This is a genomic window from Falsiroseomonas algicola (assembly GCF_011040385.1).
GTDB classification, from domain to species: Bacteria; Pseudomonadota; Alphaproteobacteria; order Acetobacterales; family Acetobacteraceae; genus Falsiroseomonas; species Falsiroseomonas algicola.
The window spans coordinates 75,441-100,240 of sequence record NZ_JAAIKB010000013.1 but is presented as its reverse complement, the minus strand read 5'-3'; the positions used below and the strand labels follow the sequence as shown (position 1 = coordinate 100,240).

The following is a 24,800-nucleotide window of genomic DNA, read 5'->3' as shown; positions in this document are numbered from 1 at the left end:
CGGTCCGGCGGAAATAGGCGGCTTTGGCCCCCGATCGTTCACAGGACGAATCCAGCCAGCACCACGCCGGCGACGACGAGTTGCAGCAGGTTGGCGATGACGGAGAGCTTGTGGGCGCGGTCGAAGGCGCGGCCCGCATCGGCATCGCCGGCCTTCGCGGCATCCGACAGCGCGTTGATCCGCGGCATGAGCACCTGGCGCAGCCAGAAGGCGAGGCCGGCGATGGCCGCCATCATGCCCGCATCGGGTTTCGACAGGGGGAAGAGCGCCACGGCGGCCGCGGACGAGGTGGCGAGGATCCAGAGGTAGTAGGGCGGGAAGACGGCGCGGACGAAGCGCGACGCCATCTCGGCGGGCAGCGCCTTGAAGATCATGGGCGCGATGAGGGCGGCGAAGAAGGCCATGCCGCCGAAGAGCAGCGCGGAGGCGAAGAGGGCGAGGGTGGCGAGGATGGTCACGCGGGGCTCCGTTCGGATCGCCCCCCATGTCGCCCCGCGGGGCCGGCTGGCAAGGCGGCGGGATCAGTGCCCGCGGGAGGGCCTGGCCACCGGCGCGCCGCGGCCGCCGAGGCGACGGATGCCGCCGCTGCCGACCAGCAGCGCGGTGCCGAGGAGGAGGAAACCGGCACTCCAGAGCAGCACGTCGCGCAGGCTGCTGCCGGTGAGGTGCGGGCCGGCGGGGGGCAGCAGGCCGAGGAAGATCGCCATCAGCATGCCGAAGGTGCCGCAGCCCAGGGAGGCGAGCGCCAGCCCATGCGCGAGGGTCGCCGCCAGGGCGGCGGGGCGGGAGCGGGTGGTGAGGCTGTTCTCATGGGCCACGCGGCCGAGCAGGAACAGGAAGACGGCCGCGATGACGAGCCAGATCCACATGCGGGGCGGTATCCCTTGAACGCGCGGATCATGCGGCGGCGCGGCGCCGCCGGCAAGGCGAAGGGCCCGCCCCCGTCACCGGAGGCGGGCCCTTCGGGCACTCAGTAGCGGTACTGGTCGGCCTTGAAGGGGCCCTGCTCGGCGACGCCGATATAGGCGGCCTGCTGCGCCGTCATCTTGGTCAGCGTCGCGCCGACCTTGGCGAGGTGGAGCGAGGCCACCTTCTCGTCCAGGTGCTTCGGCAGGACGTAGACCTTCTTCTCGTACTTGCCGGGGTTGGTCCACAGCTCGATCTGCGCCAGCGTCTGGTTGGTGAAGGACGCGGACATGACGAAGGAGGGGTGGCCCGTGGCGTTGCCGAGGTTCACCAGGCGGCCTTCGGACAGCAGGATGATGCGCTTGCCCGTCGGGAACTCGATCTCGTCCACCTGGGGCTTCACGTTGTCCCACTTGTAGTTGCGCAGCGCCGCGACCTGGATCTCGCTGTCGAAGTGGCCGATGTTGCAGACGATGGCGCGATGCTTCATGGCGCGCATGTGGTCGGCGGTGATGACGTCCACATTGCCGGTCGCGGTGACGAAGATGTCGGCCTGCGGCGCGGCCTGCTCCATCGTCACGACCTCATAGCCCTCCATCGCCGCCTGCAGCGCGCAGATCGGATCGACTTCGGAGACCATGACGCGGCAGCCGGCATTGCGCAGCGAGGCGGCGGAGCCCTTGCCCACGTCGCCGAAGCCGCAGACCATCGCGACCTTGCCGGCCATCATGACGTCCGTGCCGCGGCGGATGGCGTCCACCAGCGATTCACGGCAGCCATAGAGGTTGTCGAACTTCGACTTGGTGACGCTGTCGTTCACGTTGATGGCGGGGAAAAGCAGCTTGCCTTCCTTCGCCATGTTGTAGAGGCGGTGGACGCCGGTCGTCGTCTCCTCCGACACGCCGACGATGTTCTTGGCGAGTTCGGCGAACCAGCCCGGCTTGGTCTTCAGGCAGTCCTTGATGAGGGCGAAGAAGACTTCCTCTTCCTCGTTGGTCGGCTTCTCCAGGAACGCCACGTCGCCCTGCTCGGCGCGCAGGCCGTAATGGACCAGCAGGGTCATGTCGCCGCCATCGTCCAGCAGGACGTTCGGCGTGCCGCCATCGGCCCATTCCAGGGTGCGCTTCACGTACTGCCAGTATTCCGGCAGCGTCTCGCCCTTCACCGCGAAGACCGGCGTGCCGGTCGCCGCGATGGCGGCGGCGGCGTGGTCCTGCGTCGAGAAGATGTTGCAGGAGGACCAGCGGACATCGGCGCCGAGTTCCTTCAGCGTCTCGATCAGCACGGCGGTCTGGATGGTCATGTGCAGGCAGCCGGCGATGCGGGCGCCCTTCAGCACCTTCTTCGGCCCGTATTCCGCGCGCGTCGCCATCAGGCCGGGCATCTCGTCCTCGGCCATGGAGATTTCCTTCCGGCCCCAGCCGGCGAGGGAGATGTCCTTGATGACGTAGTCGGTGGCTTCGGGCATGGGCTTCTCTTCTCGCAACGCGGGTTGTGGACGGCCGGGTAGCATGCAACGGCCGGGAAGGCCAGATGGACCCATTACCCATAAGGATATCTTTATGCGGGGTTGGGGCACCCGGGCCGTTCGGTGGGCGTGACGGGTGGCCTCAGGCGGGCCTATCCTCCTCGTCAGGCAGGCCGGACAGCGCCGCCGCACCCTGGGGAGGGACATGCCATGATCGGTTTCGGTAGGGCCTGCTTCGGCCTGTTGCTGGGTGGCTTGGCGGCCCTGCCCGCCCTGGCGCAGCAGGCGCCCCCAGCCGCGCGCCCGGCGGTGACGCGGGTGGAGGTGCCGGCCAGCGCCATCTTCATCGGCAACAGCTTCTTCTACTACAACAACGGCATCACCAATCACCTGACCGGCCTGCTGCGCGGCAGCGACCAGCCGCCGCCCTTCCGGTCGACCCTGGTCGGCATCGGCGGGTCCAACATGCAGTGGCATGACGTGGCCAGTTATTTCCGCCCCGATGCGGTGGCGAGCTATGGCTTCGATCGCAGCAACAACATCGTCTTCCGCCCGCCGGGTAAGCTGTTCGACCTGGCGGTGATGATGGATTGCAGCCTCTGCCCCGTGCACCCGCAGCTGGCGCCGGTGTTCGAGGATTATGCCCGGCGCCACAGCGCGACGGTGCGCAGCCATGGGGCGGAGCCCGTCTTCTTCATGTCCTGGGCCTACAAGGACAAGCCGGAGATGATGGCGGGGCTGGCCGCCGCCTATACGGCGGTGGGCAATGCCAACAATGCGCTGGTGATCCCGGCAGGGCTGGCCTTCGAGCGGTCCATCGCGCAGCGCCCGGCGCTGGACCTCTATGTCTCCGATCTGCGGCATCCCAGCCTGGCCGGCACCTACCTGGCGGCTGTCACGACCTATGCCGCGGTGTTCGGCCGCAATCCCGAGGGCAACCGCTACACGGCTGGCCTCGATGCCGACACGGCGGCGCATCTGCAGCGCGTGGCGTGGGAGACGGTTCGCGAGTATCTCGGCACCCAGCGCGCATCGGCCAACTGAAGGGCGGGCCTTACCCCCACCCCAACCCTCCCCCGCAAGCGCGGGGGAGGGAGCAACGCTTACGCGTCCTTCGTCCAGGCCACCCGATCCAGGTAGGTCTTCAGGAAGGTCTTCACCCGCGGCTCCCCCCCGCCGCCGAAGACCTCCGCCGGCGGTGCCGCCTGCACCACCACGCCGTGGTCCAGGAACACCACGCGGGTGGAGAGGCTGGCGACGAAGCCCATCTCGTGGCTGACGACCAGCATGGTGACGCCGGAGGCCGCGAGCGCCCGGATCACGTCCAGCACTTCCGTCGTCAGTTCGGGGTCGAGCGCCGCGGTCGGCTCGTCGAAGAGCAGCACGCGCGGTTCCATGGCGAGGGTCCGCGCGATGGCAACGCGCTGCTGCTGGCCGCCCGACAGTGCCGCGGGCTTGCGGCCGCCGAGCGCCCCGAGCCCGACCTTCGCCAGCGCCGCTTCCGCCTTGGCGTCGGCATCCTTCGCGGCCATACCGCGGACGAGCTTGAGGGCGAGGGCCACGTTGTCCCGCGCCGTCAGGTGGGGCCAGAGGTTGAATTGCTGGAACACCATGCCGATGGCGCCGTCGCCGGGCCTGGCGCTCTTGCCCTCCACCAGCACCTCGCCGCCAGAGATGGGATCGAGGCCCGCGATGCAGCGGAGCAGGGAGGATTTGCCGGAGCCGCTGGGGCCGATGACGCCGATCGCCTCGCCCGGCATGACGTCGAGGCTGATGCGGCGCAGGATCTCGACATCGCCGACGCGGCGCTCCAGCGCGCGGACCTGCAGGACGGGGTTCATCACGCGGCCATCCGGCGTTCGATGCGGCGTTCAAGGCCGCGCGCGGCCCAGGAGGTCGCCTCGGTCAGTGCCCAGTAGACGAGCGCCAGCACCAGCGTCGTCTCGGCGAAGGCGAAGGTGGCGGAGCCGACGCCCTGCACGCGGAAGGTCAGCTCCGGCACCGTGATGATGGACAGCACGGCGGTTTCCTTGATGAGGATGACGGCGAGGTTGACCAGCGACGGCAGCACGGCGAGCGCCATCACCGGCAGCATGATGCGCAGCACCGTCTGCGGGCGGGACAGGCCGAGCATCCGTGCCGCTTCCAGCTGGCCCTTCGGCACCGCCATGAAGCCGGCCCGAAAAACCTCGGAGAAATAGGCGGCGCCATAGACGGACAGCGCGACCAGCCCGGCCACGACGGGCGAGAGGTCGATGCCGATGAAGGGCCCGCCGAAATACAGGAGAAAGCACTGGACGAGGAAGGGCGTGCCGCGCACCGCCTCCACCGCCGCGGCGAGCGGCCAGGTGAGGGCGAGGGGCGCGAAGAAGCGCAGCGCGCCGATCAGGAAGCCCGCCACGATGCCGATGGCGACGCCGCCGAGCCAGAGGGCCAGCGTCATCGGCAGGCCCTGCGCCGCCGCGGCCAGGCTGTCGATCAGGGCCTGGATCATGCGGCCTTCCCGCGCGCCAGCAGCGTCAGCAGCAGGTTCATTGCCAGGTAGATGGCGCCGCACAGCGCATAGGCCGGCAAGGGCTCGAAGGTGGAGGAGGCGATGGCCTGGGAGCTTCGCGTCAGTTCCAGGATGCCGACGACGGAGACCAGCGACGACGCCTTCACGATCAGGATCGCCTCATTGATCACGGCCGGGCGCATGGCCTGGATGGCGATGGGCAGGCGGATGCGCAGCAGGATCTGCCGCGGCGTCAGGCCGAGCAGCCGCGCGGCCTCCAGCCCCCCCTTTTGCACCAGGGCGAAGCCGCCGCGGATGATCTCCGCCATATAGGCCGCGCAGCAGAGGCCGAGCGTCGCGGTCGCGGCGAACCAGGCGGGCAGGTCGATGCCGAGGAAAGGGAGCGCGTAATAGGCCAGCATCAGCTGGATCAGCAGCGGCACGCCGCGGAAGAAGCTGACATAGGTGAGCGCCCAGGCGCGGCGGGCTTCGCACCCCACCGCGATGGGCACGCCAAGGACCAGGCCGAGGGCGATGCCCACGGCCGAGATCCACACGGTATTGCCTGCCGCCCAGAGCATGGGCGGCAGGGCTTCGGCGATGAAGTCCAACGTCACAACTCCGGTCGCAGTGGGCAACCTGCGCCCGTCGAAGACGGGCGAGGCCGCGAATGCGGCCCGCGGCATATGCCGCGAAGCCAAGCCGGCGGAGCCGGCGCCCGGCGTTTGAGGGCCCGGAACATCATATCAGCGAGTCGCTGAAAGCGGCCGCTGATATCAGGCGTTGGCTTCGACGACGCGGGCCGGCACCTCGAAGGACTGCCCGAACCACTTGGTCTGCAGCGCGGCGAGGCGGCCATCGGTGCGCATCGCATCGATCACGCCATCCACGGCATCGAGCAGCGGCGCCGTGTCGGCGTCCTTCCTGCCGAGATAGCCGAAATAGACCTTGGCGCCGAAGGGCGGGTTCACCACGGCGAAGACGTTGCGGCGCTGCTGCGCGACATAGGCGATGTTGGGCAGCGAATTGGCCACCGCGACGATGCGGCCGGCCGCGAGGTCCGCATAGGTCTCGCTGAAGGACTGGTATTCGCGGATCTGGACGTTGAGTCCCTTGGACGCGATGAAGTTCTGCAGCTGGGTCAGCTGCGCCGTCGCCTGCGCGCAGCCCACCGTCTTGCCGTTGATGTCCTCCGGCTTCTGGATGCTGGCATCGTTCGCGCGCTTCAGCAGCGCCACGGTGGCATCCGCGATGGGGGCGGTGAAGCGGTAGCGCTCCATCCGCGCGCGGGTGATGGTGGCGGGGCCGGCGACGAGGTCGAAGCGCCCGGCTTCCAGCCCGGGCAGCACGCCAGGCCAGGGCAGGTCCTGGAAGCGGATGCGCAGGTTCAGCGCCTTGCCCACTTCGGCGAAAAGCTCGCTGTTCATGCCGACCTGGCGGCCACCCTCGGTGAAGTCGAAGGGCGCGAAGTGCAGCTCGGTCGCGATCATCAGCTCACCGGCCCGGCGCGCCTTCTCGAGGTTGTTCGCGTGGGCGAAGCGGGGGGCAAGCATCGGGGCGAAGAGCGCGGCAGCCGCGGTCAGCCCCGCCTGGCGGCGGGTCGGGGTGAAGGCAGTCATCGTCGTCTCCTGGGCCGTTGGGCCTCGTGTGAATTCCGTCCGGGCCGCGCCGGCGTCTTCCCCGCTTGTCAGGCTCGCCGCCCGGTTGTCCGGGACATGGTTGACATGACAGGTCATGACCGTATCGTCGGCCTCCCTGCGCATCAAGCCCAACCTTGGCGGGAGCTTGCACCATGACGCACCAGCTTGGAAACAGCAGCCTTCCGGTCATCGACCTCACGCCGCTCGACAGCCCGGGCGGGGAGGGAGCGGTGGCGGCCGCCATCAACGCTGCCTGCACGGGGCCGGGCTTCTTCTATGTGCGCAACCACGGCGTGCCGCAGGCGGTGATCGATACCGCCCTTGCCGCCGCGCGCCGCTTCTTCCTGCTGCCGCAGGAGGTGAAGATGCGCACCAAGGCGAACCTGATCCATCGCGGCTGGCACGCCGCCGGCGGCGCGGTGATGGAGGGTGCCAAGAAGCCCGACCTGAAGGAGTTCTTCTCCATCGGGCTCGACCTGCCCGCCGACCACCCGACCGTCCTGGCCGGGGAGAAGCTGCGCGGCCCGAACAACTGGCCCGCCGAGGTGCCGGAACTGGCGCCGGCCATGGAGGCCTATTTCGACGCGATCGGCGCCTGCGGGGCGAAGCTGCTGCGCGCGGTCGCGCTCAGCCTCGGGCTCGATCGCGACTTCTTCGCGCCGCACTACAAGACCCCGCTGCAGCGGACCCAGGCGATCTTCTATCCCCCCCAGGCGCCGGACGACACGGATGGCTTCGGCGTCGCCCCCCACACGGATTTCGGCTGCATCACCCTGCTCTGGCAGGATGACAGCGGTGGGCTGGAGGTGAAGGAACGCCAGACCGGCGCCTGGATTCCCGCGCCGCCGCTGCCGGGCACGCTCGTCGTCAATGTCGGTGACCTGCTCGGCCGCTGGAGCAATGACCGCTTCGCCAGCACGCCGCACCGCGTGGTGAACCGCAGCGGGCATGAACGCATGTCCATCGCCACCTTCTACGACCCCGATTTCTCGGCGCCCGTCGATCCGCGCGCGCTGGGCGCCACCGACCCGCACTACCCGCCGACGACCTGCGGCGAACACATCCTCGGCCGCTTCGCCCAGGCCTTCGCCTACCGCAAGCAGGGATGAGTGATGCACAGCCGCGCTACGCGGCGGTGAAGGACTACGTCCGGCGACGCATCCTCAACGGGGAATGGCCGCCGGACACGAAGATCCCGTCGGAGAACGCGCTCGGCCCGGAACTCGGCGTCAGCCGCATCACGGTGAACCGCGCCTTCGCGGAACTCGCCCAGGAAGGGCTGCTGCGGAAGGTGCAGGGGGTAGGCACCTTCGTCGCCCGCGCCCGGCCGCGCTTCGGGCTGATGACCATCCACGACATCGCCGACGAGATCGCCGCCCGCGGCATGGCCTGGACCTGCCGCGTGCTTCGCCTCGGCGTCACGCCGGCGCCGCCGGAAGCGGCCGCCGCCCTGCTGCTGCCGCCAGGCGCGCCCGTACCCCATAGCGCCATCCTCCACCTCGGCGACGGGGCGCCGATCCAGCAGGAGGAACGCTGGCTCCGCCCGGGCTACGCGCCCGGCTACCTCGACCGCGACTACACGACGGAAACGACCTTCGCCCACCTGGTCCGCGCGGGAAACGCGACGGCCATGGAGCAATCCATCACCGCCATCCTGCCCGACGCCGCGCTGGCCAAGCTGCTGGCGGTGCCGCGAAACCAGCCTTGCCTGGTGATCCAGCGCACGACCTTCACGGACGGGCAGGCGATGACCTTCTCCCGCCTCGTGCAGCCGGCGAACAGGTTCGAGATTGCGGGACGGGCGACGCTGTAGCAGCAGGGGGCTCTGCCCCCTGCACCCCCGCCAGGGTCCAGCGGGACCCTGGACCGCGACTACTTCAGGCCGAAACCCAACGCCGTGAGCGCTTCCTTCATCCGGTCGCGGCCGGACAGCGCCGCCGCAGTGCCGACGCGGCTGATCATGCGCTGGGTCCAGTCCTGCCTGCCCATGCCGACCGCCTGCGAGAAATCGCCGAGCGCCTTGTCATAGCCCGCGATCGCGGTGCTCTCCTCGGCAATCCCGTACTGCTCCCGGTGCAGCACCAGCGATTGGGGCAGGCGCGGCTTCACGGCACCCGGCACGGCGGGATCAGGATGGCCGACCGCCAAGCCGAAGGCGGCGAAGGCATTCGGCGGCAGATTCAACTCCGCCGCCACCTTCTCGGGATGATGGCGCAGCGCGCCGACATAGACGGTACCAAGCCCCAGGCTCTCCGCCGCCACCACGCAGTTCTGCGCGGCGAGCGCGGCATCGACCAGCGCCACCATGAAGCTCTCGAGATAATCGAGACCCTCCAGCCTGCGCTGATGCGCCTCGCCAAGTCGGGTCAGGCGCGAGAGATCCGCGACCCAGCACAGGAACAGCGGCGCCTGGCGGATGAAGCGCTGGCTGTTGGAGAGGTCCGCGAGTCGCCCCTTTCGCTCCGGGTCCTCCACCGCCACCACGCTCCAGGCCTGGAGGTTGGAGGAGGTCGGCGCCGATTGCGCCGCGGCGACCAGCGTCTCCAGCACGCCAGGCGCCAGCGCATCGGGCAGGTAGGCGCGGACGGAGCGGTGGCCGAGCATCGTCTCCAGCACCGCATTCACCGGCGGTGCCACGTCCGGGGCCGCGCCGCCGTAGCGGGACTGGAAATCGTCAGGCAGGCGGGAGGCAGGCTGGTCCATGGGAGGCTCCTGTGTTGCGCACAGGTATCCATGGCGAGGGGCGGGACGCTACCCCCCTTCGCCCGCCTCTGCCGACGGTCCAGGGGCGTCTCGCCCCTGGCGGTAGGGGTCCGGGGAAGGCAGCGCCTTCCCCGGAATCACCCAACCCGGTTGTCCACCAACTCCTGCACCACCGCCGGATCCGCCAGCGTCGAGGTATCCCCCAGCGCCTCCGTCTCATTCGCCGCGATCTTGCGGAGGATGCGCCGCATGATCTTGCCGGAGCGGGTCTTGGGCAGGCCCGGCGCCCATTGGATGGCGTCGGGGCTGGCGATCGGGCCGATCTCCTTGCGGACCCAGGCGACGAGTTCCTTGCGCAGCGCCTCGGTCGGCTCCTCGCCGGCCTTCAGCGTGACATAGGCGTAGATGCCCTGGCCCTTGATCTCATGCGGCATGCCGACGACCGCGGCCTCCGCCACCTTCGGATGGGCGACCAGCGCGCTCTCGATCTCGGCCGTGCCCATGCGGTGGCCGGCGACGTTGATGACGTCATCGACGCGACCCGTGATCCAGTAGTAGCCATCGGCATCGCGGCGGGCGCCGTCGCCGGTGAAGTAGGTGCCCTTGAAGGTGGAGAAGTAGGTCTGCTGGAAGCGCTCATGGTCGCCATAGACCGTGCGCATCTGGCCGGGCCAGCTGTCCAGCAGCACGAGGTTGCCCTCGGTCGCGCCTTCCAGCGGGTTGCCGTCATTGTCCACCAGCGCGGGCCGGACGCCGGGCAGCGGCAGCGTCGCGGAACCCGGCTTCTGCGCGATGGCGCCGGGCAGGGGCGAGATCAGGATGCCGCCCGTCTCCGTCTGCCACCAGGTATCGACGATCGGGCAGCGTTCGTCGCCGACATTGCGGTAGTACCAGAGCCAGGCTTCGGGATTGATGGGCTCGCCCACGGAACCGAGGATGCGCAGCGAGGCGCGGCTGGTCTTCTTCACCGGCGCCTCGCCGTCGCGCATCAGGGCGCGGATCGCGGTCGGCGCGGTGTAGAAGATGTTCACCTGATGCTTGTCGATCACCTCCCAGAAGCGGGAGACGGTGGGGTAGTTCGGCACGCCCTCGAACATCAGCGTGGTCGCGCCATTCGCGAGGGGGCCATAGACGATGTAGGTGTGGCCCGTGACCCAGCCGACATCGGCCGTGCACCAGTAGATCTCGCCGTCGCGGTAGTCGAAGACGTTCTGGTGGGTGAAGGACGCCCAGACCAGGTAGCCGCCGGTCGTGTGCAGCACGCCCTTCGGCTTGCCCGTCGATCCGCTGGTGTAGAGGATGAAGAGCGGATCCTCCGCGCCCATCGGCTCCGGCGCCGCGGTGGTCGGCTGGCTGTCGCAGGCGTCATGCCACCAGACGTCGCGGCCTTCCTGCATGGCGACCGCGCCGCCCGTGTTCTTCGCGACGATGACGTGCCGGATGGAGGGGCAGGTCTTCAGCGCCTCATCCGCATTGACCTTCAGCGGCACCTTGCGGCCGCCGCGCCGGCCCTCATCGGCCGTCAGCAGGACGGTGCATTCGCTGTCCTGGATACGGCTCGCGAGGCTGTCGGGGGAGAAACCACCGAAGACGATGGAGTGCACCGCGCCGATGCGGGCGCAGGCCAGCATGGCGACGGCCGCTTCCACGATCATCGGCAGGTAGATGCAGACGCGGTCGCCCTTCTTCACGCCCATGCCGCGCATGGCGTTGGCCAGCTGGCAGACGCGGGCGTGCAGGTCCTTGTATGTGACCTTGCTGTCGGCCTTGGGGTCGTCGCCTTCCCAGATGATCGCCACCTGGTCGCCGCGCGTCGCGAGATGCCGGTCCAGGCAGGATTCCGTCACGTTGAGGACGCCGTCCTCGAACCACTTGATGGAGACCTTGCCGGAGGTCCCGCCGAAATCGACGTTCTTGATGATCGTCGGCGTCTTCATCCAGGCGACGCGCTTGGCTTCCGCGGCCCAGAAGGCGTCAGGGTCGGCCGCGGCGGCGTCGTACATCGCCTTGTACGTCGCGGCGTCCACATGGGCGCGGGCGGCGATCTCGGGCTTCACGGCGATCAATGCATCAGACATGGGCGTCCCCAAACCTTGTTCCGGCCTTGCGGCGGGTTCCTAGGCGCCGAATGGGCCATGGCCCTTGATATGCGTCAACCGGCGCTGCGGTGCAGCGGAAATCGGTAACGAATGGGACGGAAAACGGAAAGAACCGCCGCCCCCGGTGGGGGGACGGCGGCCAAGTCGGGGAGAGAGAGAGGGAAGCGGTGGCCTTGCGTCAGTTCGTCGCGCGCGGCGCCTGCGGGGCGGCGGTCGTGGCCGGGCGGGCGGGCTGGGCCTGCTGGCCCTGGGTGGCTGGGCGCGCCGCCGGGGTGGTGGCCTGCACGTTGCCGCCCGGGTTGGCCGGCGTCGCCGCCTGCGCGGGGCGCTGCGCCGGCGCGGCGGGTGCCACCGCGGCGGGGCGGGTGGAGGTCACGGGGGCGGTGGAGGTGACGCTGCCGCTCGTGCCTTGGGCGAAGGCGGGGACCGCGCCGATCAGGATCAGCGTGGCGGCGAGGGGCAGGCGGGAGAGGGAACGCATCGGATCCATCCTTCAGGTTGCGCCGTGATGTCTGGCGCAGGACGTAGGATGGGCATGCCCCGTGTCGGCCCTTGGGCGCGCCCAAGGTGTTTTCAGGTCAGGCGCGGCGGCCGCGTGGCGATGGCGGCGGAACGGTGGCGGGGGCCGGGATGCCGAACAGGCGGGGGTCCCAGTCCAGCGGCTCGACCGGGCCGGCGACGATGCGCGCGGCATCGGGATGGGCGGGGTTGATGACGATGTTGGCCTCCCGCGGCACCAGGGCGGAGGGCACGCGCAGCAGCGCCGTCCGCCCCCGCGCCAGCCAGGCGGCGCCGGCGGCCACGGCTTCCGGGCTGCCGGGGCTGCGCCAGCCGATGGGCGGCGCGGCGCAGAGATCCTCCATCGCCACGTCGTCCGGCACCTCCGCCTCCACCAGCAGCGTGCCACCCAGGTTCCGGCGCTGCGCGAGCCGCTCCAGCATGGCGAGCGACAGCGTCGCCGCCGCGTAGATCACCGGCCTTCCCGGCGGGTTCCAGCGCCCGCCATGCAGCGCGGCGCCGAGCCCATCCCAGACCGGATGCTGCGCGGTGCCGAGGCGATAGACCCGCACCTAGGCGGGCAGGCCGTATTCGATGTTGACCAGCATCCGCTCCACCTGCCGCGCGCCGAGATCCGTCGCCGCGACCTCGATCGGCGGGCGGTTGCCGAGCAGCGGGTGGGGTTCCGTCAGCCAGGCCTTGGCCTCCGCCGCCTCCCCCAGCGCCTGGCTGGCCAGCGCCGCGATGCGGGCCAGGCGTTCGGCGCGCTCGCTCGCCGCGGCGGAAAGACGCGGGCTGCGCTTGAGCGTGGCGGGGGAGGCGACCAGCGCCTCGACCTGGCGCCGCAGCGTGGAGCCCCTGTCCCCGCCCGGCACCACCGCATCGGCGAGCGCCCGGACCACGCCGCGCGGGAAGCCCTGCTCCACCGCCTCGGTCAGCTCGCCGAGCGACCGGACATCGGCCCTCAGCGTGCGGCTGCCGCCCAGCGCGGCGGCGACCTTGGCGACCTCGACGGGATACATGGCGGGGCGGGCTCCGGGCTCAGCTGAGCCCATCATATGGGATCAGGCGAGCCGGAATCTACAGCCCCGCCTCCGCCGGCACGATCACCCGGCCTTCCCCGTCGATCCGCACCGGCACGGCTTCCAGGCTCTCCCCGTAGCAGGGGCCGGAGAAGCATTCGCCATCCTCGATCCGGAAGCGGGCGCCATGGGCGGAGCAGACGATGTGGGCGCGCTTGGCGTCCAGGAACCGGTGGGGCGCGGGGTCCAGCGGCAGGCCGACATGCGGGCAGGAATTCACATAGACCAGCACGGAGGCGCCCCGCCGGATGGCGAAGAGCCCGGTGAAGGCCCCCGGCGCCGGCGCGAAGCCGCGGCTTTCGCCATCCGGGATGTCCTCCACCCGGCAGAGCACCCGTTCGGACGCCGAAACCTCGCTCACGCCTTGATCCCGCCCATCTTGCAGAGCTTCGTCCAGTGCTCCGGCGTGATCGGCATGACGGAGAGGCGGGACATGCGGACCAGGGCGACATCCGCCAGCTCCGGGTCCGCCTTGATGGCCGCCAGGGTCACCGGCGTCTTGAAGGGCATCAGCGCCTTCATGTCGACGCAGACCCATTCGCCCTTCGGGTCGTCGGGGGCGACGGTGGGGTCGGGATAGGCTTCCCGCACCACCTCCACCACGCCGACGATCTCCTTCCCGATGTTGGAATGGTAGAAGAAGGCGCGGTCCCCCTTCTTCATGGCCTTGAGGTTCGCCTTGGCCATGTGGTTGCGCACGCCGGTCCAGGGCTCGATCCCGTTGGCGACCTGCTGGTCCCAGGAGAAGGCGTCAGGCTCCGACTTCACGAGCCAATGGGACCGGCCCGCCATCAGACCGCGGCCCCGTCCTTGAAGACCGTGCGGAAGGGGCGGATCACCACGCTCTCGAACAGTCCGGCCTTGGCATAGGGGTCGCCGGCGGCGAAGGCCTCGGCGGCCGCGCGGTCGGCCACATCCACCACCAGCAGGCTGCCGCAGGGCTTGCCTTCGGCATCCAGCACGGGGCCGACCAGGACGAAGCTGGCGGCGTGCTGCTTCAAGTATTCCAGATGGGCGGGACGCGTTTCCATCCGCAGCGCCAGCGAGGCCGGCTTGTCGGTGCAGGAGATGGCAAAAAGCATGGGCGCGGGGTTCCTTCGGGACGTCGCGGGCGCGAAAGGGACGTAACGCCCCTGCCGCCCCGCTTCAATCCGGCGCGAAGCACCCCTAGTCTAGGGGCGTGGACGCCAGACCCCTTTCGCCGCCCGCGGGGCCAACCCCGTCGGGCGCGCCCCGTAACGACCCCCCCGCGACCGCGGGCGGGGCACGGTCGCTGCATCGCTTCGCCAACCCGGGCCGGTTCCTCCGGCTGACCGATGCGCTGATGCCCTGGCTCTGGGCCGCCGCCATCCTGGTGACCGGCATCGGCGCCGCCTGGGCGCTGTTCCTCTCCCCCGCCGATTGGCAGCAGGGGGAGACGGTCAGGATCATGCACGTCCATGTGCCGATGGCCTGGCTGGCCATGGGCGGCTACACGGGGCTCGGCATCCTGTCGATCATGTCGCTGATCTGGCGGCATCCGCTGGCGGACCTCACGGCGCGGGAATTGTCGCCGGTCGGCGCCGCCGTCACCGCGCTCTGCCTGGCCACCGGCAGCCTCTGGGGCAAGCCGATGTGGGGCACCTGGTGGGTCTGGGATGCGCGGCTGACCAGCGTGCTGGTGCTGTTCTTCCTCTGGCTCGGCCATGCCGCGCTGGTCCGCGCCTTCGACGACATGGAGCGCGGCGCGCGCGCCGGCGCCATCCTGGCGCTGGTCGGCCTGGTGAACGTGCCGATCGTGAAGTTCTCCGTCGATTGGTGGAACACGCTGCACCAGCCCGCTTCCGTCACGCGCATCGATGCGCCGGGCATGCATGTGGACCTGCTGTATCCCCTGCTGGTGAATGCGCTCGGCTTTTCCCTGTTGTTCGGTGCCGTGGTGCTGGCCCGCACCCGGAGCGCGGTGATGGAACGCCGCGTTCGCGCCCTGCAGACGGCCCGCGCCCGCCGGGCGGAGGCGGCGTGATGAGCACGCATTGGGTGCATGTCATCGCCTCCTGGGGCCTGACGCTCGCCACCTTCGTGGGGCTGGCCGTGGCGGCGGTGATGCGCCACCGCGCCGCGTCCGCCACGCTGAAACGCCTTGATCCGCGCGGTGACAGCCGCGAGCGCGGGGATGCCCGCGGGAGGGATGCATGATGACGCGCAAGAAGCGCCGGATGTGGATCCTGCTGCTCTGTGCGCTGGGGCTCGGCAGCGCGACCGCGCTGACGCTGACGGCCTTCCAGGACAACCTCGTCTTCTTCCGATCGCCCTCCGACATCATGGCGGAGCGCCCGGGGCCCGACCGCGCCTTCCGCCTCGGCGGCCTGGTCGAGGCCGGCAGCGTGGAGCGGGAGCCCGCGGTCAGCGGCCAGCGGCCCACCGTGCGTTTCCGCGTGACGGATGGCGCGCATGCCATCGCCGTCACCTACCAGGGCGTGCTGCCGGACCTGTTCCGCGAAGGCCAGGGCGTGGTGACGATGGGGCGCCTCGGCGTCGATGGCACCTTCCGCGCCAGCGAGGTGCTGGCCCGGCATGACGAGACCTACATGCCGCCGGAAGTGGCGGATGCGCTGAAGCGGTCCGGCCACTGGAACCCGGCGGAAGGCGCGGCGCCGCCGCCGGCAACCTGGAACACGATGGACCCCGCGCGGCCCGCCGCGGCGGGGAGGACCGGATCATGATCGCTGAACTCGGTCACTTCGCCCTCGCGCTGGCCCTCGTGCTGGCACTGGCGCAGGCGCTGCTGCCGTTGATCGGCGCGCATGTGCGCGATGCGCGGATGATGGCCTCGGCCGCGCCGCTGGCGCTCGGCCAGTGCCTGGCGCTGATCGCGTCCTTCTTCTGCCTGATGTATTCCTACGCCATCAACGACACGACGGTGCTGAACGTCGTGCAGAACAGCCATTCCCTGAAGCCGATGCTCTACAAGATCACCGGCACCTGGGGGAATCACGAGGGGTCGCTGCTGCTCTGGGTGAACATCCTCGGGCTCTGCGGCGCCGCCGTCTCCGGCTTCGGGCGCGAATTGCCGACGGCGCTGCGCGCCCGCGTGCTCGGCGTGCTCGGGCTGATCTCGGTCGGCTTCCTGCTCTTCACCATCAAGACGTCCAACCCCTTCGACCGCATGTGGCCGCCGCCGCCGGATGGCCAGGGGCTGAACCCGATCCTGCAGGATATCGGGTTGGCCATGCATCCGCCGCTGCTCTACCTCGGCTATGTCGGCTATGCCGTCACCTTCGCCTTCGCCATCGCCGCGCTGATCGAGGGCCGCGTCGATGCCGCCTGGGGGCGCTGGGTGCGGCCCTGGTCGCTGGCCGCCTGGTCCTTCCTGACGCTCGGCATCGCGCTGGGGTCCTGGTGGGCCTATTACGAGCTGGGCTGGGGTGGCTACTGGTTCTGGGACCCGGTCGAGAACGCCTCGCTGCTTCCCTGGCTGATCGGCACGGCGCTGCTGCATTCCGCCATCGTGGTGGAGAAGCGGGACGCGCTGAAGACCTGGACCATCCTGCTCGCCATCATCGCCTTCGCCATGTCGCTGCTCGGCACCTTCCTGGTGCGGTCCGGCGTGCTGAACAGCGTGCATTCCTTCGCCAATGACCCGGAGCGCGGGCTGTTCATCCTGGCGCTGCTGATGGTCTATGTCGTGGGCGCGCTGCTGCTCTTCGCCTTCCGGGCCTCGGCCATGATCCCGACCGGGATCTTCGCCCCGGTGTCGCGCGAGGGCGCGATCGTGCTGAACAACCTGCTGGTCTGCTCCATCACCGCGGTGGTGTTCGTGGGCACGCTCTGGCCGATGTTCGCGGATGCGCTGTTCGGCATGAAGGTCTCGGTGGGGCCGCCCTTCTTCAACTCCGCCAGCTTCCCGCTGGTGGTGCCGCTGCTGATCGCCATGGCGGCGGGGCCGCTGATGCCCTGGAAGCGCGCGCAGCTCGCCAATGTCGTGATGCGGCTCTGGTGGTGCGCGGTCATCGCCTTCGCCGCCTTCTTCGCGGCGCTGCTGCTGAGCGGCCAGCATGTGATGCCCGCGGTGGGCTTCGCCTTCGCGGCCTGGGTGATCGGTGCGGCGGTGGCCGACATCGCGGATCGGACGGCCGCGTTCCGCACCAATTGGAGAAATGCCTGGAACCGCGCCAGGGGCCTGCCGCGCGCGGCCTGGGGGGCGGCCATCGCCCATGCCGGCATCGGCATCACCGCGGCCGGCATCGCGGGCATGGGCCTGGCGCAGGAACGCATGGTCGCGCTGGCGCCGGGCGAATCCACCACGCTCGCGGGCTATGAATGGCGGCTGGAGGGCGTGCGCGACGTGCAGGGCCCGAACTGGACCGCGCGGCGCGCCACCATCACGCTGCTGCGGGACGGCGCCGAGGTGCGCGTCATGGAACCCTCCCGCCGCTTCTTCCCCATCGCGCGGCAGAACACGACGGAGGTCGCGATCCACACCAACCTGATCGCCGACCTCTACGCCGTGATCGGGGAGGAGGAGGCGGGCACGGGCAAGGCGGTGATCCGCTTGCACTACAACTTCCTCGCGCCCTGGATCTGGATCGGCGCCGCGATCATGGCGCTGGGCGGCGCGCTGTCCCTGGCCGACCGGCGCATCCGCGTCTCCGCCCCCAACCGCGCAGCCGCGCGCATGGTGCCGGCCGAATGACGCCGAGTACCCGTCGCCTCCTGCTGATGGCTCCCTTCGCCGCCGCCGCGGCCGGGGGCGTGGCCTTCTATGCCGCGCTCGATCGGCAGCGTCGCGGCGTCTACAACCCGCGCGGCGTGCCCTCCGCCCTGATCGGCCAGCATGCGCCCGACTTCACCCTGCCGGCGCTGGAGGAAAGCGGCGTGGAGGGCTTCGGCGCCGCCGACCTCCGCAGCGGCGCCGGACCCCTGCTGGTGAATTTCTGGGCCAGCTGGTGCGTGCCCTGCATCATCGAGCATCCGCAGCTCATGCGCCTGTCGCGCGACGGCGTGCCGGTCTTCGGCATCGCCTACAAGGACAAGCCGGCGGACAGCCTCCAGTTCATCCGCCGCCACGGCAACCCGTTCCGGCGGCTGGCGAAGGACGAGCCGGGGCGTGTGGCGATCGACTGGGGCCTCTACGGCGTGCCGGAGACCTACCTGCTGGATCGCCAGGGCATCATCCGCTGGCGCTATGCCGGCCCCATCACCGATGAGGTCCTGGCGCAGGACCTCCGGCCGCTCCTGCAGCGCTACGCATGAGGAAGTTCCTCCTCGCCTTCGCGCTGCTGCTGCCCTTCGCGGCGGAGGCGATCATTGCCCCTCGCGTGGCCTACGCCACGACCAACCCCGCCGACATGCTCCGCGACCCCGCGCAGGAGGAGCGCGCCCGCGCCCTCGGCCGCGAAATCCGCTGCATGGTCTGCCAGAACCAGTCGATCGAGGACAGCGAGGTGGCGCTGGCGCGCGACCTGCGGCTGATCGTGCGCGAACGCATCGTGGCCGGCGACAGCGATGCGCAGGTGCGGGACTTCCTGCATGCGCGCTACGGCGACTTCGTGCTGCTGCGCCCGCCCTTCACCTGGTCCACCGCCGCACTCTGGCTGACGCCGGTGGTGGCGCTGATGTTCGGCGCGGGCCTCATCCTCCTCTCCCGCCGCAGAGCCGCGCAGCCCGCGCCCCCCGCGCCGCTGACGGAGGAGGAAAAGCGCCGCCTCGCCGCGCTCGACGCCGAGACAAGGGACGGAAACCGCGCGTGACCCTCTGGCTGCTGTTGGGTGCGCTCGCGCTGTTGGCGCTGCTCCCGCTGATCATCACCCTCATCCGGCCGACCCGCGCGCGCGGGCGGGCGGAGGCCGACCTCGCCCTCTATCGCGCGCAGCTGGCGGAGCTGGACCGGGAGCGTGAGGCCGGGCGGCTCGACGCCGCGCAGCACCAGGCGGCGACGCTGGAAGTGCAGCGCCGCATCCTGGCCGCGCCGAAGGAGGATGCGCCCGAACTCCGCCCGGGCCGCACCGCCGCCGTGCTGGCCGCCATGGTCTTCCTGGTGCCGGCCGCGGCGCTCGGCCTCTACCTCGTGCGCGGCACGCCCGACATGCCCGCCGCCCCCTTCGTCGAGCGCCAGCGCCTGGCGCAGGAGGAGGAGGCGATGCTGGAGACGCTGCGCGGCCGCCTCGCGATGCTGGAGCCCGGCAGCGACGCCGCGCGGCAGGGCCAGATCCTGCTCGGCAATGCCGAGCGATCCCGAGGGCGGCTCGAGGAGGCCGCGCGCGCCTATCGCACGGCGCTGGAGGCGCGCTTCGAAGGCCCGCTGGCCGCCGACCTCGCGGAGCTCGAGATCGAGCGGGGCGAGCACGCCGCCGCCGCCGCGCTGATCGCCCGTGCGCTCGGCTCCTCCCCGCGCGAACCGCGGCTGCGCTTCCTGGCCGGGCTGGCGGAGGCGCGGGCGGGCCGGACCGACAATGCCCGCCGCACCTGGCAGGCGCTGCTGGCCGATGCGCCGGCGGAGGCGCCCTGGCGGCCCGTCGTCGAACGGCAGTTGCAGGCCCTACCCTGACCGCGGCCCGGCGCTACACTCCCGGCCAAAGGGAGAGGGCGCCATGCGGAAATTCCTGAACGACCCCCGCGCGACGGTGCGGGAGATGCTGGAAGGCCTGGCGGATTGCTCGCCCGGCCTGGCGCTGCTGGCGGAGGAGGGCGTCATCCTCCGTGCCGGCCTGCCCGCCTTCGCGGAGCGGCGGGAGGTCGCGGTCATCTCCGGCGGCGGCGCCGGCCATGAACCCGCCCATGCCGGCTATGTCGGCCCCGGCCTGCTGCATGCGGCGGTGGCGGGCGACGTCTTCACCAGCCCGCCCGTGGACGCCGTGCTGGCGGCCGTCCGCGCCGTCGCCGGGCCGCCGGGCGCGCTGCTCATCGTCAAGAACTACACGGGGGACCGGCTGAATTTCGGCCTGGCGGCGGAGCTGGCGCGGGCGGAGGGCATCCCCTGCGAGGTCGCCGTGGTGGCCGATGACGTGGCGCTGGCCGGCACGGTGGAGCCCGCGCGGCGCCGCGGCATCGCCGGCACGGTGCTGGTCCACAAGGTCGCCGGCGCCGCCGCGGCCGCGGGGCTTTCGCTCGATGCCGTGGCGGCGGAGGTGCGGGCGGCGGCGGCGGCGCTCGGCAGCATGGGCGTCGCGCTCGGCGCCTGCACCGTGCCGGCGGCCGGCAAGCCGGGCTTCAACCTGCCGGAGGGGGAGATGGAACTCGGCCTCGGCATCCACGGGGAAGCCGGCGTGGCGCGCGTGCCCCTCGCCCCCGCGCGCGACATCGCGGCGACGCTGCTGGACCGCATCACGGCGGAGATGGCGCTGCCCGGCGGCACGCCCGTGGCGCTGCTGGTCAACGGCCTCGGCGGCACGCCGCCCATGGAACTGGCGCTCATGACGCGGGAGGCGCTGTCCGGGCTGCGCGCGCGGGGCGTGCCGGTGGCGCGGGCCTGGTGCGGCACGCTGCTCTCCGCGCTGGAAATGCCCGGCTGCTCCTTCTCCCTCATGGCGGTGGACGAGGCACGGCTCGCGCGACTCGACGCGCCCGCCAGCGCGCCCGCCTGGCCGGGCGGCGGCTCGATCCCCGAGGCGCGCGCGACGGTCGCGGCAGCCGAGGCGCCGCCGCATCCCTGGACCGGCGCGGCCGATCCCGCGATCCGCGCTGCCGTGCTGGCGGTGGCAAGCGCGCTGGAAGGCGCGGAGGCGCGGCTGACGGCGCTGGATGCGGCGACGGGGGATGGCGATCTCGGCCTGTCGCTGGCGCGCGGCGCGGCGGCGCTGCGGGCGCTGCCGGAGGGCGCCTTCGCGGATGCGCCGACGGCGCTTTCCGCCATGGCCGGCACGCTGCGCCGGGCCATCGCGGGATCCTCCGGCCCCTTCTACGCCACCGCGCTGCTGCGCGCCGCCCGCGCCCTGCCGGCCCGCCCCGCGCCCGCGGACTGGGCGTCGGCGCTGGAGGCGGCGGCGGACGCCATCACCGAACTCGGCGGCGCCCAGCCGGGCGACCGGACCATGCTGGATGCGCTGCGCCCGGCCGCCACCGCCTTCCGCGCGGCACTGCCGGGCGGTGGCGCCGCGGCGCTGTCGGCCGGCGCGCGGGCGGCGGCGGAGGGGGCGGCGGCGACTGCCTCCATGCGCCCGCGGCTCGGCCGGGCGAGCTACCTCGGGGAGCGCGCGCTCGGCCACACCGATGCCGGCGCCGCCGCCATCGCCGCCTGGATGGCGGCGTTGGAGGAGGCGGTGAGCAGCCGGTAGAGCCGGACCAGCCGCGCGGCCTCCGCCGCCCAGCCGAAGCGGGTCAGGGCGGCATCGCGCCCGCGCTGGCCCATCGCGTCCCGCACCCCGGGGTCGGCCAGGGCGACGATCGCCGCCGCCACGGCGGCCGCATCGGCCGTATCCACGGTCAGCCCGCAATCGGCACTGCGCACGATGGCGGCGACCTCCTCCGCCAAGGTCGGCACGATCACTGGCAGCCCGGCCAGCATGCAGTCGAAGAGCTTGTGCGGCAGCGCCAGGCGGTGGTTCTCCACCCCCGGCTGGAACAGCACCAGGCCGATATCGGCCTCCGCCGCCAGGGCCAGCGCCTCCTCCCGCGGCATCCAGTCGAGATACTCCACCTGCCCCGCCAGGCCGAGCGCCAGGCTGCGGTCGCGGAAGGCGGCCTCGCTGCCATCGGTGAAGCGGCCGATCAGGCGGAGCCTGGTGCCCGGCGGCAGCAGGGCCAGCGCCTCCAGCATGATGAAGGCGCCGCGGGCGCGGGTCAGGGCGCCGAGATGCAGCAGGGTCAGCGGCCCCGGCCGGTGGCGGCGCGGCGTGATCGGCACGGAGGTCGCGTAGTTGCGCACCGGCGTGCAGCGCGCGGCGCCGCCGAGCCACCCCTCCAGCCCATCCTTCGCCACCACGACCGCGTCGGCGCGGGCTGCCATCAGCCGGCAGGCGGCGGCGACCAGGGCGCGGCCCAGCGGGCGGAGCGGCCGCGGCAGCACGGGGTCGAGGCGGGAGGGGTAGTGTTCATGCACGTCCAGCACCACGCGCGCGCCGCAGCGCCGGGCCGCCATCAGCGCGGCCAGCCAGCTGTCGGGTTCATGCGCATGGATCACCGCGGGGCGCAGCGCGGCGGCGCGGTCGGCCAGCGCCGGGATCGCCATCAGCCGCGCCCGCCAGCCGCCCGCCGGGCGCGGATAGGTCTGCAGCGCCACGCCATGCAGCAGCCGCGTGGCGCCGACGGGCCCTGGCGCCAGGTGGCGCACGGGGAAACCGGCGGCGGCCAGGGCGGCGCCTTCCTTCGCCACGATCCGCACATCCTCCGCCGGATGCGCGGCCGAGAGCATCAGGACGGCCGGCGGCGTCATGGCGCGAGGGCCCGGGCCTGGGTGGCGTGGCCTGCCACCGCCTCCACCGTCGCGACCAGCCGGGCGGCGATCTGGCGGGTGTCGAAATAGCGTTCCGCCAGGCGGCGGGCGGCGCGGCCCATGATGCGGCGGCGGGCGGGATCATCCGCCATGGCGAGCAGCGCGGCCGCCAGCCCATCGGCATCCCCGGGCGGCACGGACAGGCCGCAGGCGCCTTCCGCCAGCAGGCGCTGCGCCCGGCCCGGGACATTGGCCACCACCGGCAGCCCCGCCGCCAGGCATTCCGCCAGCTTGTTCGGCGCCGTCCATTCCGCGAATTCCGGCACCGGCGCCAGGCAGAGCAGCCCGACATCCGCCCCTGCCAGCAGCCCCGCGAGCCGGCGCTTCGGCAGGGGGGCGAGGAAGGTGACGGGGAGGTCCTCCGCCGTCGCGCGGGCCATCAGCGCCGGCTTCTCCGCGCCATCGCCCACCAGCAGGATGCGGATGCCGGTGCCGCGCAGCCGGGCGGCGGCATCCAGCAGCACGCCGAGCCCGTTCGCGCGCCCATGCGCACCGGCATAGACCGCGAGCATCTCCTGGGCGCCGACGCCTTCAGGGCGCCAGGGCCGGGCATCGGGGCCGAACAGCGCGAGGTCCGCGCCCTGCGGCAGCACGCGCAGCCGGTCCGGGTCCGTGCCGCGGGCCAGGGCGGTGCGCGCCATGCCTTCGGTCAGGGCGACGACCGTCGCGGCCTGGCGGCAGGCGGCATCGACCAGCCGGCCGATGGCGCCCAGAACCGGCCCCGGCACGCCGTCGCCGGGCTTCGACAGCGCGGCGGGCAGTTCCGGCCAGGGGTCGCGGATCTCGAACAGGAAGGGGGTGCCGCGCAGCCGCCGCGCCAGCAGGGCGGGGATGGCGACGGTGGGCGGGGTGGAGGAGGCGATGATGAGGTCCCAGCGCCGCGCCAGGGCGAGGTGGGAGGCCGCGATTGCATAGCGCAGGAAGACCAGGCTGCGCCGCGCCAGCGGCTGCGCATTGCCATAGGGCAGGTCGAATTCCACCAGCTCGAACCCCGCCACTTCGCCGCGGCGCTGGCCGTGGCGGAAGGGGCCGTCCAGCCCCGTGGCGCCGCCGGCATAGCGGCCGCAGGCCAGCGTCACCGCATGGCCGGCCTCCGCCAGGGCGGTGGCGTGGTTGTAGGCCCGGGTGGCGGTCGCGCCATCCGGCGTCGAGAAATGCTGGTGGAGGTAGAGGATAGCGAGGCCCATGGCGTTCAGGGCCGCGCGCAGGACCGGATGAGGTCGATCACCCGCGCCTGGTCGCCCTCCGTCATGCCGGTGCCGGAGGGCAGGCAGAGGCCGAGTTCGAACAGCGCGGCGGCGGTGGCGCCGCCGGCCTGGGGTGCATCGCGGAAGGCGGGCTGCAGGTGCAGCGGCTTCCAGGCGGGGCGGCTTTCCACGCCCGCCGCCTGCAGCACGCGGCGCACGCCTTCCCGGTCCATGCCGAAGGGGCCGGGGTCGATCGTCACGACCGTCAGCCAGCGATTGGCGCGCCCCCAGGCGGGCTCGGCGATGAAGCCGATGCCGGGCAGGTCCGCGAGGCCCGCGACGTAGCGGGCGAAGATCTCCCGCCGCCGCGCGACGCGCGCCGCCAGCGCCGGCAGCTGCGCCAGCCCGACGGCGGCGAGGACCGAGGAGAGGCCGTAGGTGTAGCCCGTGGTCTCATGCTCGTAATGCGGCCAGGCTTCCTTGGCCTGGCCGGCCAGCTGCCGCGCGCGGGCGACCAGCGCCGCATCCTCACCGGCCAGCGCGCCCCCGCCGCCCGCGGTGACGATCTTGTTGCCGTTGAAGGAATAGGCGGCGAGCCGCGCGCCGCGCCCGGCATGGCGCCCGCCGCGCTGGGTGGCGCCGAGCGCGGCGGCGCTGTCCACCATCACCGGCACGCCCCAGCGGTCGCAGGCCGCGACGATGGCATCGAGGTCGCAGCACTGGCCGTAGAGGTCGACCGGCACCACGACCCGCGGAAGCCGCCCGCGCCGTGCCGCCTTCGACAGTTCCTCCGCCAGCAGTCCGGGGTCCATCGTCCAGCCCGTCCCCGCCACGTCGAGGAAGCGCGGCACCGCGCCCATCTGCACCGCCGGCGCGACGGTGGCGACGAAGGTCATGGAGGGCGCCCAGACCTCATCGCCCGGCAGGACGCCCAGCACCCGGTAGCCCAGGTGCAGCGCCGCGGTGCCGGACGCGGTGGCCAGCACCGCCGTATGGCCGGTGATGGTGCCGAGCACCGCCTCGAAGGCCAGGGGGGTGGGCCCGGCGGGGGCCAGCCAGCCGGCCTCCAGCGTCTCCCGCACGCGATCGGCCTCCCCGCCCGCCAGGTGAGGAGGGGAGAGCAGCAGCGGCGCCGGGGAGTGGCGCGCGGGGAAGGGGAGGATCGCGCCAGCGGCAGCAGGCAGGGGCGTGGCCATGCGAACCCATAAGTTGATAAACAGTGAATCTATATCACATCGTGATTGATACCGCCGCGGTCCCGCAAGCCCTGTCTTGCAGCCACAACCGATTGCAGCCGGGGTTTCGGCGGGT

At 71.8% G+C, this 24,800-nt stretch carries 29 protein-coding genes; 11 read left to right on the top strand and 18 right to left on the bottom strand.

Translation table 11 applies throughout. The annotated features are described in order from the left end of the window. Positions 1-38 precede the first annotated feature (38 nt). The 3 genes from G3576_RS24540 to ahcY form a co-directional block, all read right to left on the bottom strand. On the bottom strand, positions 39-458 hold the full coding sequence (locus G3576_RS24540) for a DUF4149 domain-containing protein (RefSeq protein ID WP_164697111.1): 420 nt from the start codon (positions 456-458) through the stop codon (positions 39-41). 63 nt (positions 459-521) lie between these two features. Next, a complete protein-coding gene (locus tag G3576_RS24535; protein ID WP_164697110.1) occupies positions 522-869 on the bottom strand; it encodes a hypothetical protein in 348 nt (115 codons plus the stop codon). Between the two features lie 101 nt (positions 870-970). Next, positions 971-2,374 carry an adenosylhomocysteinase gene (gene ahcY, locus G3576_RS24530; RefSeq protein WP_164697109.1) on the bottom strand — a complete coding sequence of 468 codons (1,404 nt, stop codon included), beginning with the start codon at positions 2,372-2,374 and terminating at the stop codon, positions 971-973. A gap of 210 nt (positions 2,375-2,584) precedes the next feature. On the opposite strand from ahcY, the gene G3576_RS24525 reads away from it, so the two are divergent. Beyond that, on the top strand, positions 2,585-3,418 hold the full coding sequence (locus tag G3576_RS24525) for a hypothetical protein (protein ID WP_164697108.1): 834 nt from the start codon (positions 2,585-2,587) through the stop codon (positions 3,416-3,418). A gap of 59 nt (positions 3,419-3,477) precedes the next feature. On the opposite strand, the gene G3576_RS24520 is transcribed toward G3576_RS24525, so the two are convergent. From G3576_RS24520 to G3576_RS24505, 4 genes are all read right to left on the bottom strand, one after another. Further along, positions 3,478-4,215: an amino acid ABC transporter ATP-binding protein gene (locus G3576_RS24520; RefSeq protein ID WP_207623023.1), complete on the bottom strand. Its 738-nt coding sequence runs from the start codon at positions 4,213-4,215 to the stop codon at positions 3,478-3,480. After that, positions 4,215-4,868, bottom strand: coding sequence for an amino acid ABC transporter permease (locus G3576_RS24515; RefSeq protein ID WP_164697106.1), 654 nt, complete (start codon positions 4,866-4,868; stop codon positions 4,215-4,217). The genes G3576_RS24520 and G3576_RS24515 overlap by 1 nt, the downstream gene beginning before the upstream one ends. Next, positions 4,865-5,485, bottom strand: coding sequence for an amino acid ABC transporter permease (locus tag G3576_RS24510; RefSeq protein WP_328729738.1), 621 nt, complete (start codon positions 5,483-5,485; stop codon positions 4,865-4,867). The genes G3576_RS24515 and G3576_RS24510 overlap by 4 nt, the downstream gene beginning before the upstream one ends. Positions 5,486-5,644: 159 nt before the next feature. Continuing rightward, positions 5,645-6,487, bottom strand: coding sequence for a transporter substrate-binding domain-containing protein (locus G3576_RS24505; RefSeq protein ID WP_207623022.1), 843 nt, complete (start codon positions 6,485-6,487; stop codon positions 5,645-5,647). Positions 6,488-6,660: 173 nt separating this feature from the next. On the opposite strand from G3576_RS24505, the gene G3576_RS24500 reads away from it, so the two are divergent. Together G3576_RS24500 and G3576_RS24495 are read left to right on the top strand one after the other, a co-directional pair. Continuing rightward, complete coding sequence (locus tag G3576_RS24500) at positions 6,661-7,617, top strand: isopenicillin N synthase family dioxygenase (RefSeq protein ID WP_164697104.1); 957 nt, start codon at positions 6,661-6,663, stop codon at positions 7,615-7,617. Beyond that, entirely contained in the window at positions 7,614-8,321 is a 708-nt protein-coding gene (locus tag G3576_RS24495; protein WP_164697103.1) for a UTRA domain-containing protein, read from the top strand. The genes G3576_RS24500 and G3576_RS24495 overlap by 4 nt, the downstream gene beginning before the upstream one ends. A gap of 59 nt (positions 8,322-8,380) precedes the next feature. Here the strand turns inward: G3576_RS24495 and G3576_RS24490 are convergent, their stop codons facing one another. The 8 genes from G3576_RS24490 to G3576_RS24455 all read right to left on the bottom strand — a co-directional run bounded on the left by G3576_RS24490 (position 8,381) and on the right by G3576_RS24455 (position 13,972). Further along, positions 8,381-9,211: an NADPH-dependent oxidoreductase gene (locus tag G3576_RS24490; RefSeq protein WP_164697102.1), complete on the bottom strand. Its 831-nt coding sequence runs from the start codon at positions 9,209-9,211 to the stop codon at positions 8,381-8,383. A gap of 137 nt (positions 9,212-9,348) precedes the next feature. Continuing rightward, positions 9,349-11,289: an acetate--CoA ligase gene (gene acs / locus G3576_RS24485; protein ID WP_164697101.1), complete on the bottom strand. Its 1,941-nt coding sequence runs from the start codon at positions 11,287-11,289 to the stop codon at positions 9,349-9,351. 199 nt (positions 11,290-11,488) lie between these two features. Continuing rightward, a complete protein-coding gene (locus G3576_RS24480) occupies positions 11,489-11,791 on the bottom strand; it encodes a hypothetical protein (protein ID WP_164697100.1) in 303 nt (100 codons plus the stop codon). A gap of 97 nt (positions 11,792-11,888) precedes the next feature. Further along, positions 11,889-12,380: an RES family NAD+ phosphorylase gene (locus tag G3576_RS24475; protein WP_164697099.1), complete on the bottom strand. Its 492-nt coding sequence runs from the start codon at positions 12,378-12,380 to the stop codon at positions 11,889-11,891. Next, positions 12,381-12,830, bottom strand: coding sequence for an antitoxin Xre/MbcA/ParS toxin-binding domain-containing protein (locus G3576_RS24470; RefSeq protein ID WP_164697098.1), 450 nt, complete (start codon positions 12,828-12,830; stop codon positions 12,381-12,383). 58 nt (positions 12,831-12,888) lie between these two features. Continuing rightward, on the bottom strand, positions 12,889-13,251 hold the full coding sequence (locus G3576_RS24465) for a Rieske (2Fe-2S) protein (RefSeq protein WP_164697097.1): 363 nt from the start codon (positions 13,249-13,251) through the stop codon (positions 12,889-12,891). Continuing rightward, positions 13,248-13,682, bottom strand: a complete 435-nt coding sequence (locus G3576_RS24460) for an EVE domain-containing protein (RefSeq protein ID WP_164697096.1) — start codon at positions 13,680-13,682, stop codon at positions 13,248-13,250. Before G3576_RS24460 ends, G3576_RS24465 begins: the two co-directional genes overlap by 4 nt. Then, on the bottom strand, positions 13,682-13,972 hold the full coding sequence (locus tag G3576_RS24455) for a YciI family protein (protein WP_164697095.1): 291 nt from the start codon (positions 13,970-13,972) through the stop codon (positions 13,682-13,684). Before G3576_RS24455 ends, G3576_RS24460 begins: the two co-directional genes overlap by 1 nt. Positions 13,973-14,214: 242 nt before the next feature. On the opposite strand from G3576_RS24455, the gene G3576_RS24450 reads away from it, so the two are divergent. Genes G3576_RS24450 through G3576_RS24415 form a run of 8 tightly spaced genes read left to right on the top strand, consistent with a single transcriptional unit; the run spans position 14,215 to position 21,145 of the window. Next, positions 14,215-14,895, top strand: a complete 681-nt coding sequence (locus tag G3576_RS24450; protein ID WP_164697094.1) for a heme ABC transporter permease — start codon at positions 14,215-14,217, stop codon at positions 14,893-14,895. Further along, complete coding sequence (gene ccmD, locus G3576_RS24445) at positions 14,895-15,068, top strand: heme exporter protein CcmD (RefSeq protein ID WP_164697093.1); 174 nt, start codon at positions 14,895-14,897, stop codon at positions 15,066-15,068. Before G3576_RS24450 ends, ccmD begins: the two co-directional genes overlap by 1 nt. Beyond that, a complete protein-coding gene (gene ccmE / locus G3576_RS24440) occupies positions 15,068-15,595 on the top strand; it encodes a cytochrome c maturation protein CcmE (protein ID WP_164697174.1) in 528 nt (175 codons plus the stop codon). Before ccmD ends, ccmE begins: the two co-directional genes overlap by 1 nt. Beyond that, positions 15,592-17,565: a heme lyase CcmF/NrfE family subunit gene (locus tag G3576_RS24435; RefSeq protein WP_164697092.1), complete on the top strand. Its 1,974-nt coding sequence runs from the start codon at positions 15,592-15,594 to the stop codon at positions 17,563-17,565. The genes ccmE and G3576_RS24435 overlap by 4 nt, the downstream gene beginning before the upstream one ends. After that, positions 17,562-18,125: a DsbE family thiol:disulfide interchange protein gene (locus tag G3576_RS24430; protein ID WP_164697091.1), complete on the top strand. Its 564-nt coding sequence runs from the start codon at positions 17,562-17,564 to the stop codon at positions 18,123-18,125. Before G3576_RS24435 ends, G3576_RS24430 begins: the two co-directional genes overlap by 4 nt. After that, entirely contained in the window at positions 18,122-18,622 is a 501-nt protein-coding gene (locus tag G3576_RS24425) for a cytochrome c-type biogenesis protein (protein ID WP_164697090.1), read from the top strand. Before G3576_RS24430 ends, G3576_RS24425 begins: the two co-directional genes overlap by 4 nt. Next, positions 18,619-19,419 (top strand): c-type cytochrome biogenesis protein CcmI, encoded by an 801-nt coding sequence (gene ccmI / locus G3576_RS24420; protein ID WP_164697089.1) that lies wholly within the window; start codon positions 18,619-18,621, stop codon positions 19,417-19,419. The genes G3576_RS24425 and ccmI overlap by 4 nt, the downstream gene beginning before the upstream one ends. A gap of 43 nt (positions 19,420-19,462) precedes the next feature. Then, positions 19,463-21,145, top strand: coding sequence for a dihydroxyacetone kinase family protein (locus G3576_RS24415; RefSeq protein ID WP_164697088.1), 1,683 nt, complete (start codon positions 19,463-19,465; stop codon positions 21,143-21,145). Here G3576_RS24415 and G3576_RS24410 read toward each other — a convergent pair. From G3576_RS24410 to G3576_RS24400, 3 genes are read right to left on the bottom strand one after another with little or no spacing between them, the layout of a single operon-like run. Further along, entirely contained in the window at positions 21,049-22,242 is a 1,194-nt protein-coding gene (locus G3576_RS24410; RefSeq protein WP_164697087.1) for a glycosyltransferase, read from the bottom strand. The genes G3576_RS24415 and G3576_RS24410 overlap by 97 nt on opposite strands. Beyond that, the gene (locus G3576_RS24405) at positions 22,239-23,489 is read right to left on the bottom strand and encodes a glycosyltransferase family 4 protein (protein WP_164697086.1); all 1,251 of its coding nucleotides are present in this window, start codon (positions 23,487-23,489) and stop codon (positions 22,239-22,241) included. Before G3576_RS24405 ends, G3576_RS24410 begins: the two co-directional genes overlap by 4 nt. Before the next feature lie 5 nt (positions 23,490-23,494). Next, positions 23,495-24,685, bottom strand: coding sequence for a DegT/DnrJ/EryC1/StrS family aminotransferase (locus G3576_RS24400; RefSeq protein WP_164697085.1), 1,191 nt, complete (start codon positions 24,683-24,685; stop codon positions 23,495-23,497). Positions 24,686-24,800: the final 115 nt, after the last annotated feature.

What these genes read in the sequence shown, in the direction of transcription:
- G3576_RS24535 (WP_164697110.1), bottom strand. Translation starts at nt 869, where the DNA reads ATGTGGATCTGGCTCGTCATCGCGGCCGTCTTCCTGTTCCTGCTCGGC.
- ahcY (WP_164697109.1), bottom strand. Translation starts at nt 2,374, where the DNA reads ATGCCCGAAGCCACCGACTACGTCATCAAGGACATCTCCCTCGCCGGC.
- G3576_RS24525 (WP_164697108.1), top strand. Translation starts at nt 2,585, where the DNA reads ATGATCGGTTTCGGTAGGGCCTGCTTCGGCCTGTTGCTGGGTGGCTTG.
- G3576_RS24520 (WP_207623023.1), bottom strand. Translation starts at nt 4,215, where the DNA reads ATGAACCCCGTCCTGCAGGTCCGCGCGCTGGAGCGCCGCGTCGGCGAT.
- G3576_RS24515 (WP_164697106.1), bottom strand. Translation starts at nt 4,868, where the DNA reads ATGATCCAGGCCCTGATCGACAGCCTGGCCGCGGCGGCGCAGGGCCTG.
- G3576_RS24505 (WP_207623022.1), bottom strand. Translation starts at nt 6,487, where the DNA reads ATGACTGCCTTCACCCCGACCCGCCGCCAGGCGGGGCTGACCGCGGCT.
- G3576_RS24500 (WP_164697104.1), top strand. Translation starts at nt 6,661, where the DNA reads ATGACGCACCAGCTTGGAAACAGCAGCCTTCCGGTCATCGACCTCACG.
- G3576_RS24495 (WP_164697103.1), top strand. Translation starts at nt 7,614, where the DNA reads ATGAGTGATGCACAGCCGCGCTACGCGGCGGTGAAGGACTACGTCCGG.
- G3576_RS24490 (WP_164697102.1), bottom strand. Translation starts at nt 9,211, where the DNA reads ATGGACCAGCCTGCCTCCCGCCTGCCTGACGATTTCCAGTCCCGCTAC.
- acs (WP_164697101.1), bottom strand. Translation starts at nt 11,289, where the DNA reads ATGTCTGATGCATTGATCGCCGTGAAGCCCGAGATCGCCGCCCGCGCC.
- G3576_RS24480 (WP_164697100.1), bottom strand. Translation starts at nt 11,791, where the DNA reads ATGCGTTCCCTCTCCCGCCTGCCCCTCGCCGCCACGCTGATCCTGATC.
- G3576_RS24470 (WP_164697098.1), bottom strand. Translation starts at nt 12,830, where the DNA reads ATGTATCCCGTCGAGGTCGCCAAGGTCGCCGCCGCGCTGGGCGGCAGC.
- G3576_RS24460 (WP_164697096.1), bottom strand. Translation starts at nt 13,682, where the DNA reads ATGGCGGGCCGGTCCCATTGGCTCGTGAAGTCGGAGCCTGACGCCTTC.
- G3576_RS24455 (WP_164697095.1), bottom strand. Translation starts at nt 13,972, where the DNA reads ATGCTTTTTGCCATCTCCTGCACCGACAAGCCGGCCTCGCTGGCGCTG.
- G3576_RS24450 (WP_164697094.1), top strand. Translation starts at nt 14,215, where the DNA reads ATGCCCTGGCTCTGGGCCGCCGCCATCCTGGTGACCGGCATCGGCGCC.
- ccmD (WP_164697093.1), top strand. Translation starts at nt 14,895, where the DNA reads ATGAGCACGCATTGGGTGCATGTCATCGCCTCCTGGGGCCTGACGCTC.
- ccmE (WP_164697174.1), top strand. Translation starts at nt 15,068, where the DNA reads ATGACGCGCAAGAAGCGCCGGATGTGGATCCTGCTGCTCTGTGCGCTG.
- G3576_RS24435 (WP_164697092.1), top strand. Translation starts at nt 15,592, where the DNA reads ATGATCGCTGAACTCGGTCACTTCGCCCTCGCGCTGGCCCTCGTGCTG.
- G3576_RS24430 (WP_164697091.1), top strand. Translation starts at nt 17,562, where the DNA reads ATGACGCCGAGTACCCGTCGCCTCCTGCTGATGGCTCCCTTCGCCGCC.
- G3576_RS24425 (WP_164697090.1), top strand. Translation starts at nt 18,122, where the DNA reads ATGAGGAAGTTCCTCCTCGCCTTCGCGCTGCTGCTGCCCTTCGCGGCG.
- G3576_RS24415 (WP_164697088.1), top strand. Translation starts at nt 19,463, where the DNA reads ATGCGGAAATTCCTGAACGACCCCCGCGCGACGGTGCGGGAGATGCTG.
- G3576_RS24410 (WP_164697087.1), bottom strand. Translation starts at nt 22,242, where the DNA reads ATGACGCCGCCGGCCGTCCTGATGCTCTCGGCCGCGCATCCGGCGGAG.
- G3576_RS24405 (WP_164697086.1), bottom strand. Translation starts at nt 23,489, where the DNA reads ATGGGCCTCGCTATCCTCTACCTCCACCAGCATTTCTCGACGCCGGAT.
- G3576_RS24400 (WP_164697085.1), bottom strand. Translation starts at nt 24,685, where the DNA reads ATGGCCACGCCCCTGCCTGCTGCCGCTGGCGCGATCCTCCCCTTCCCC.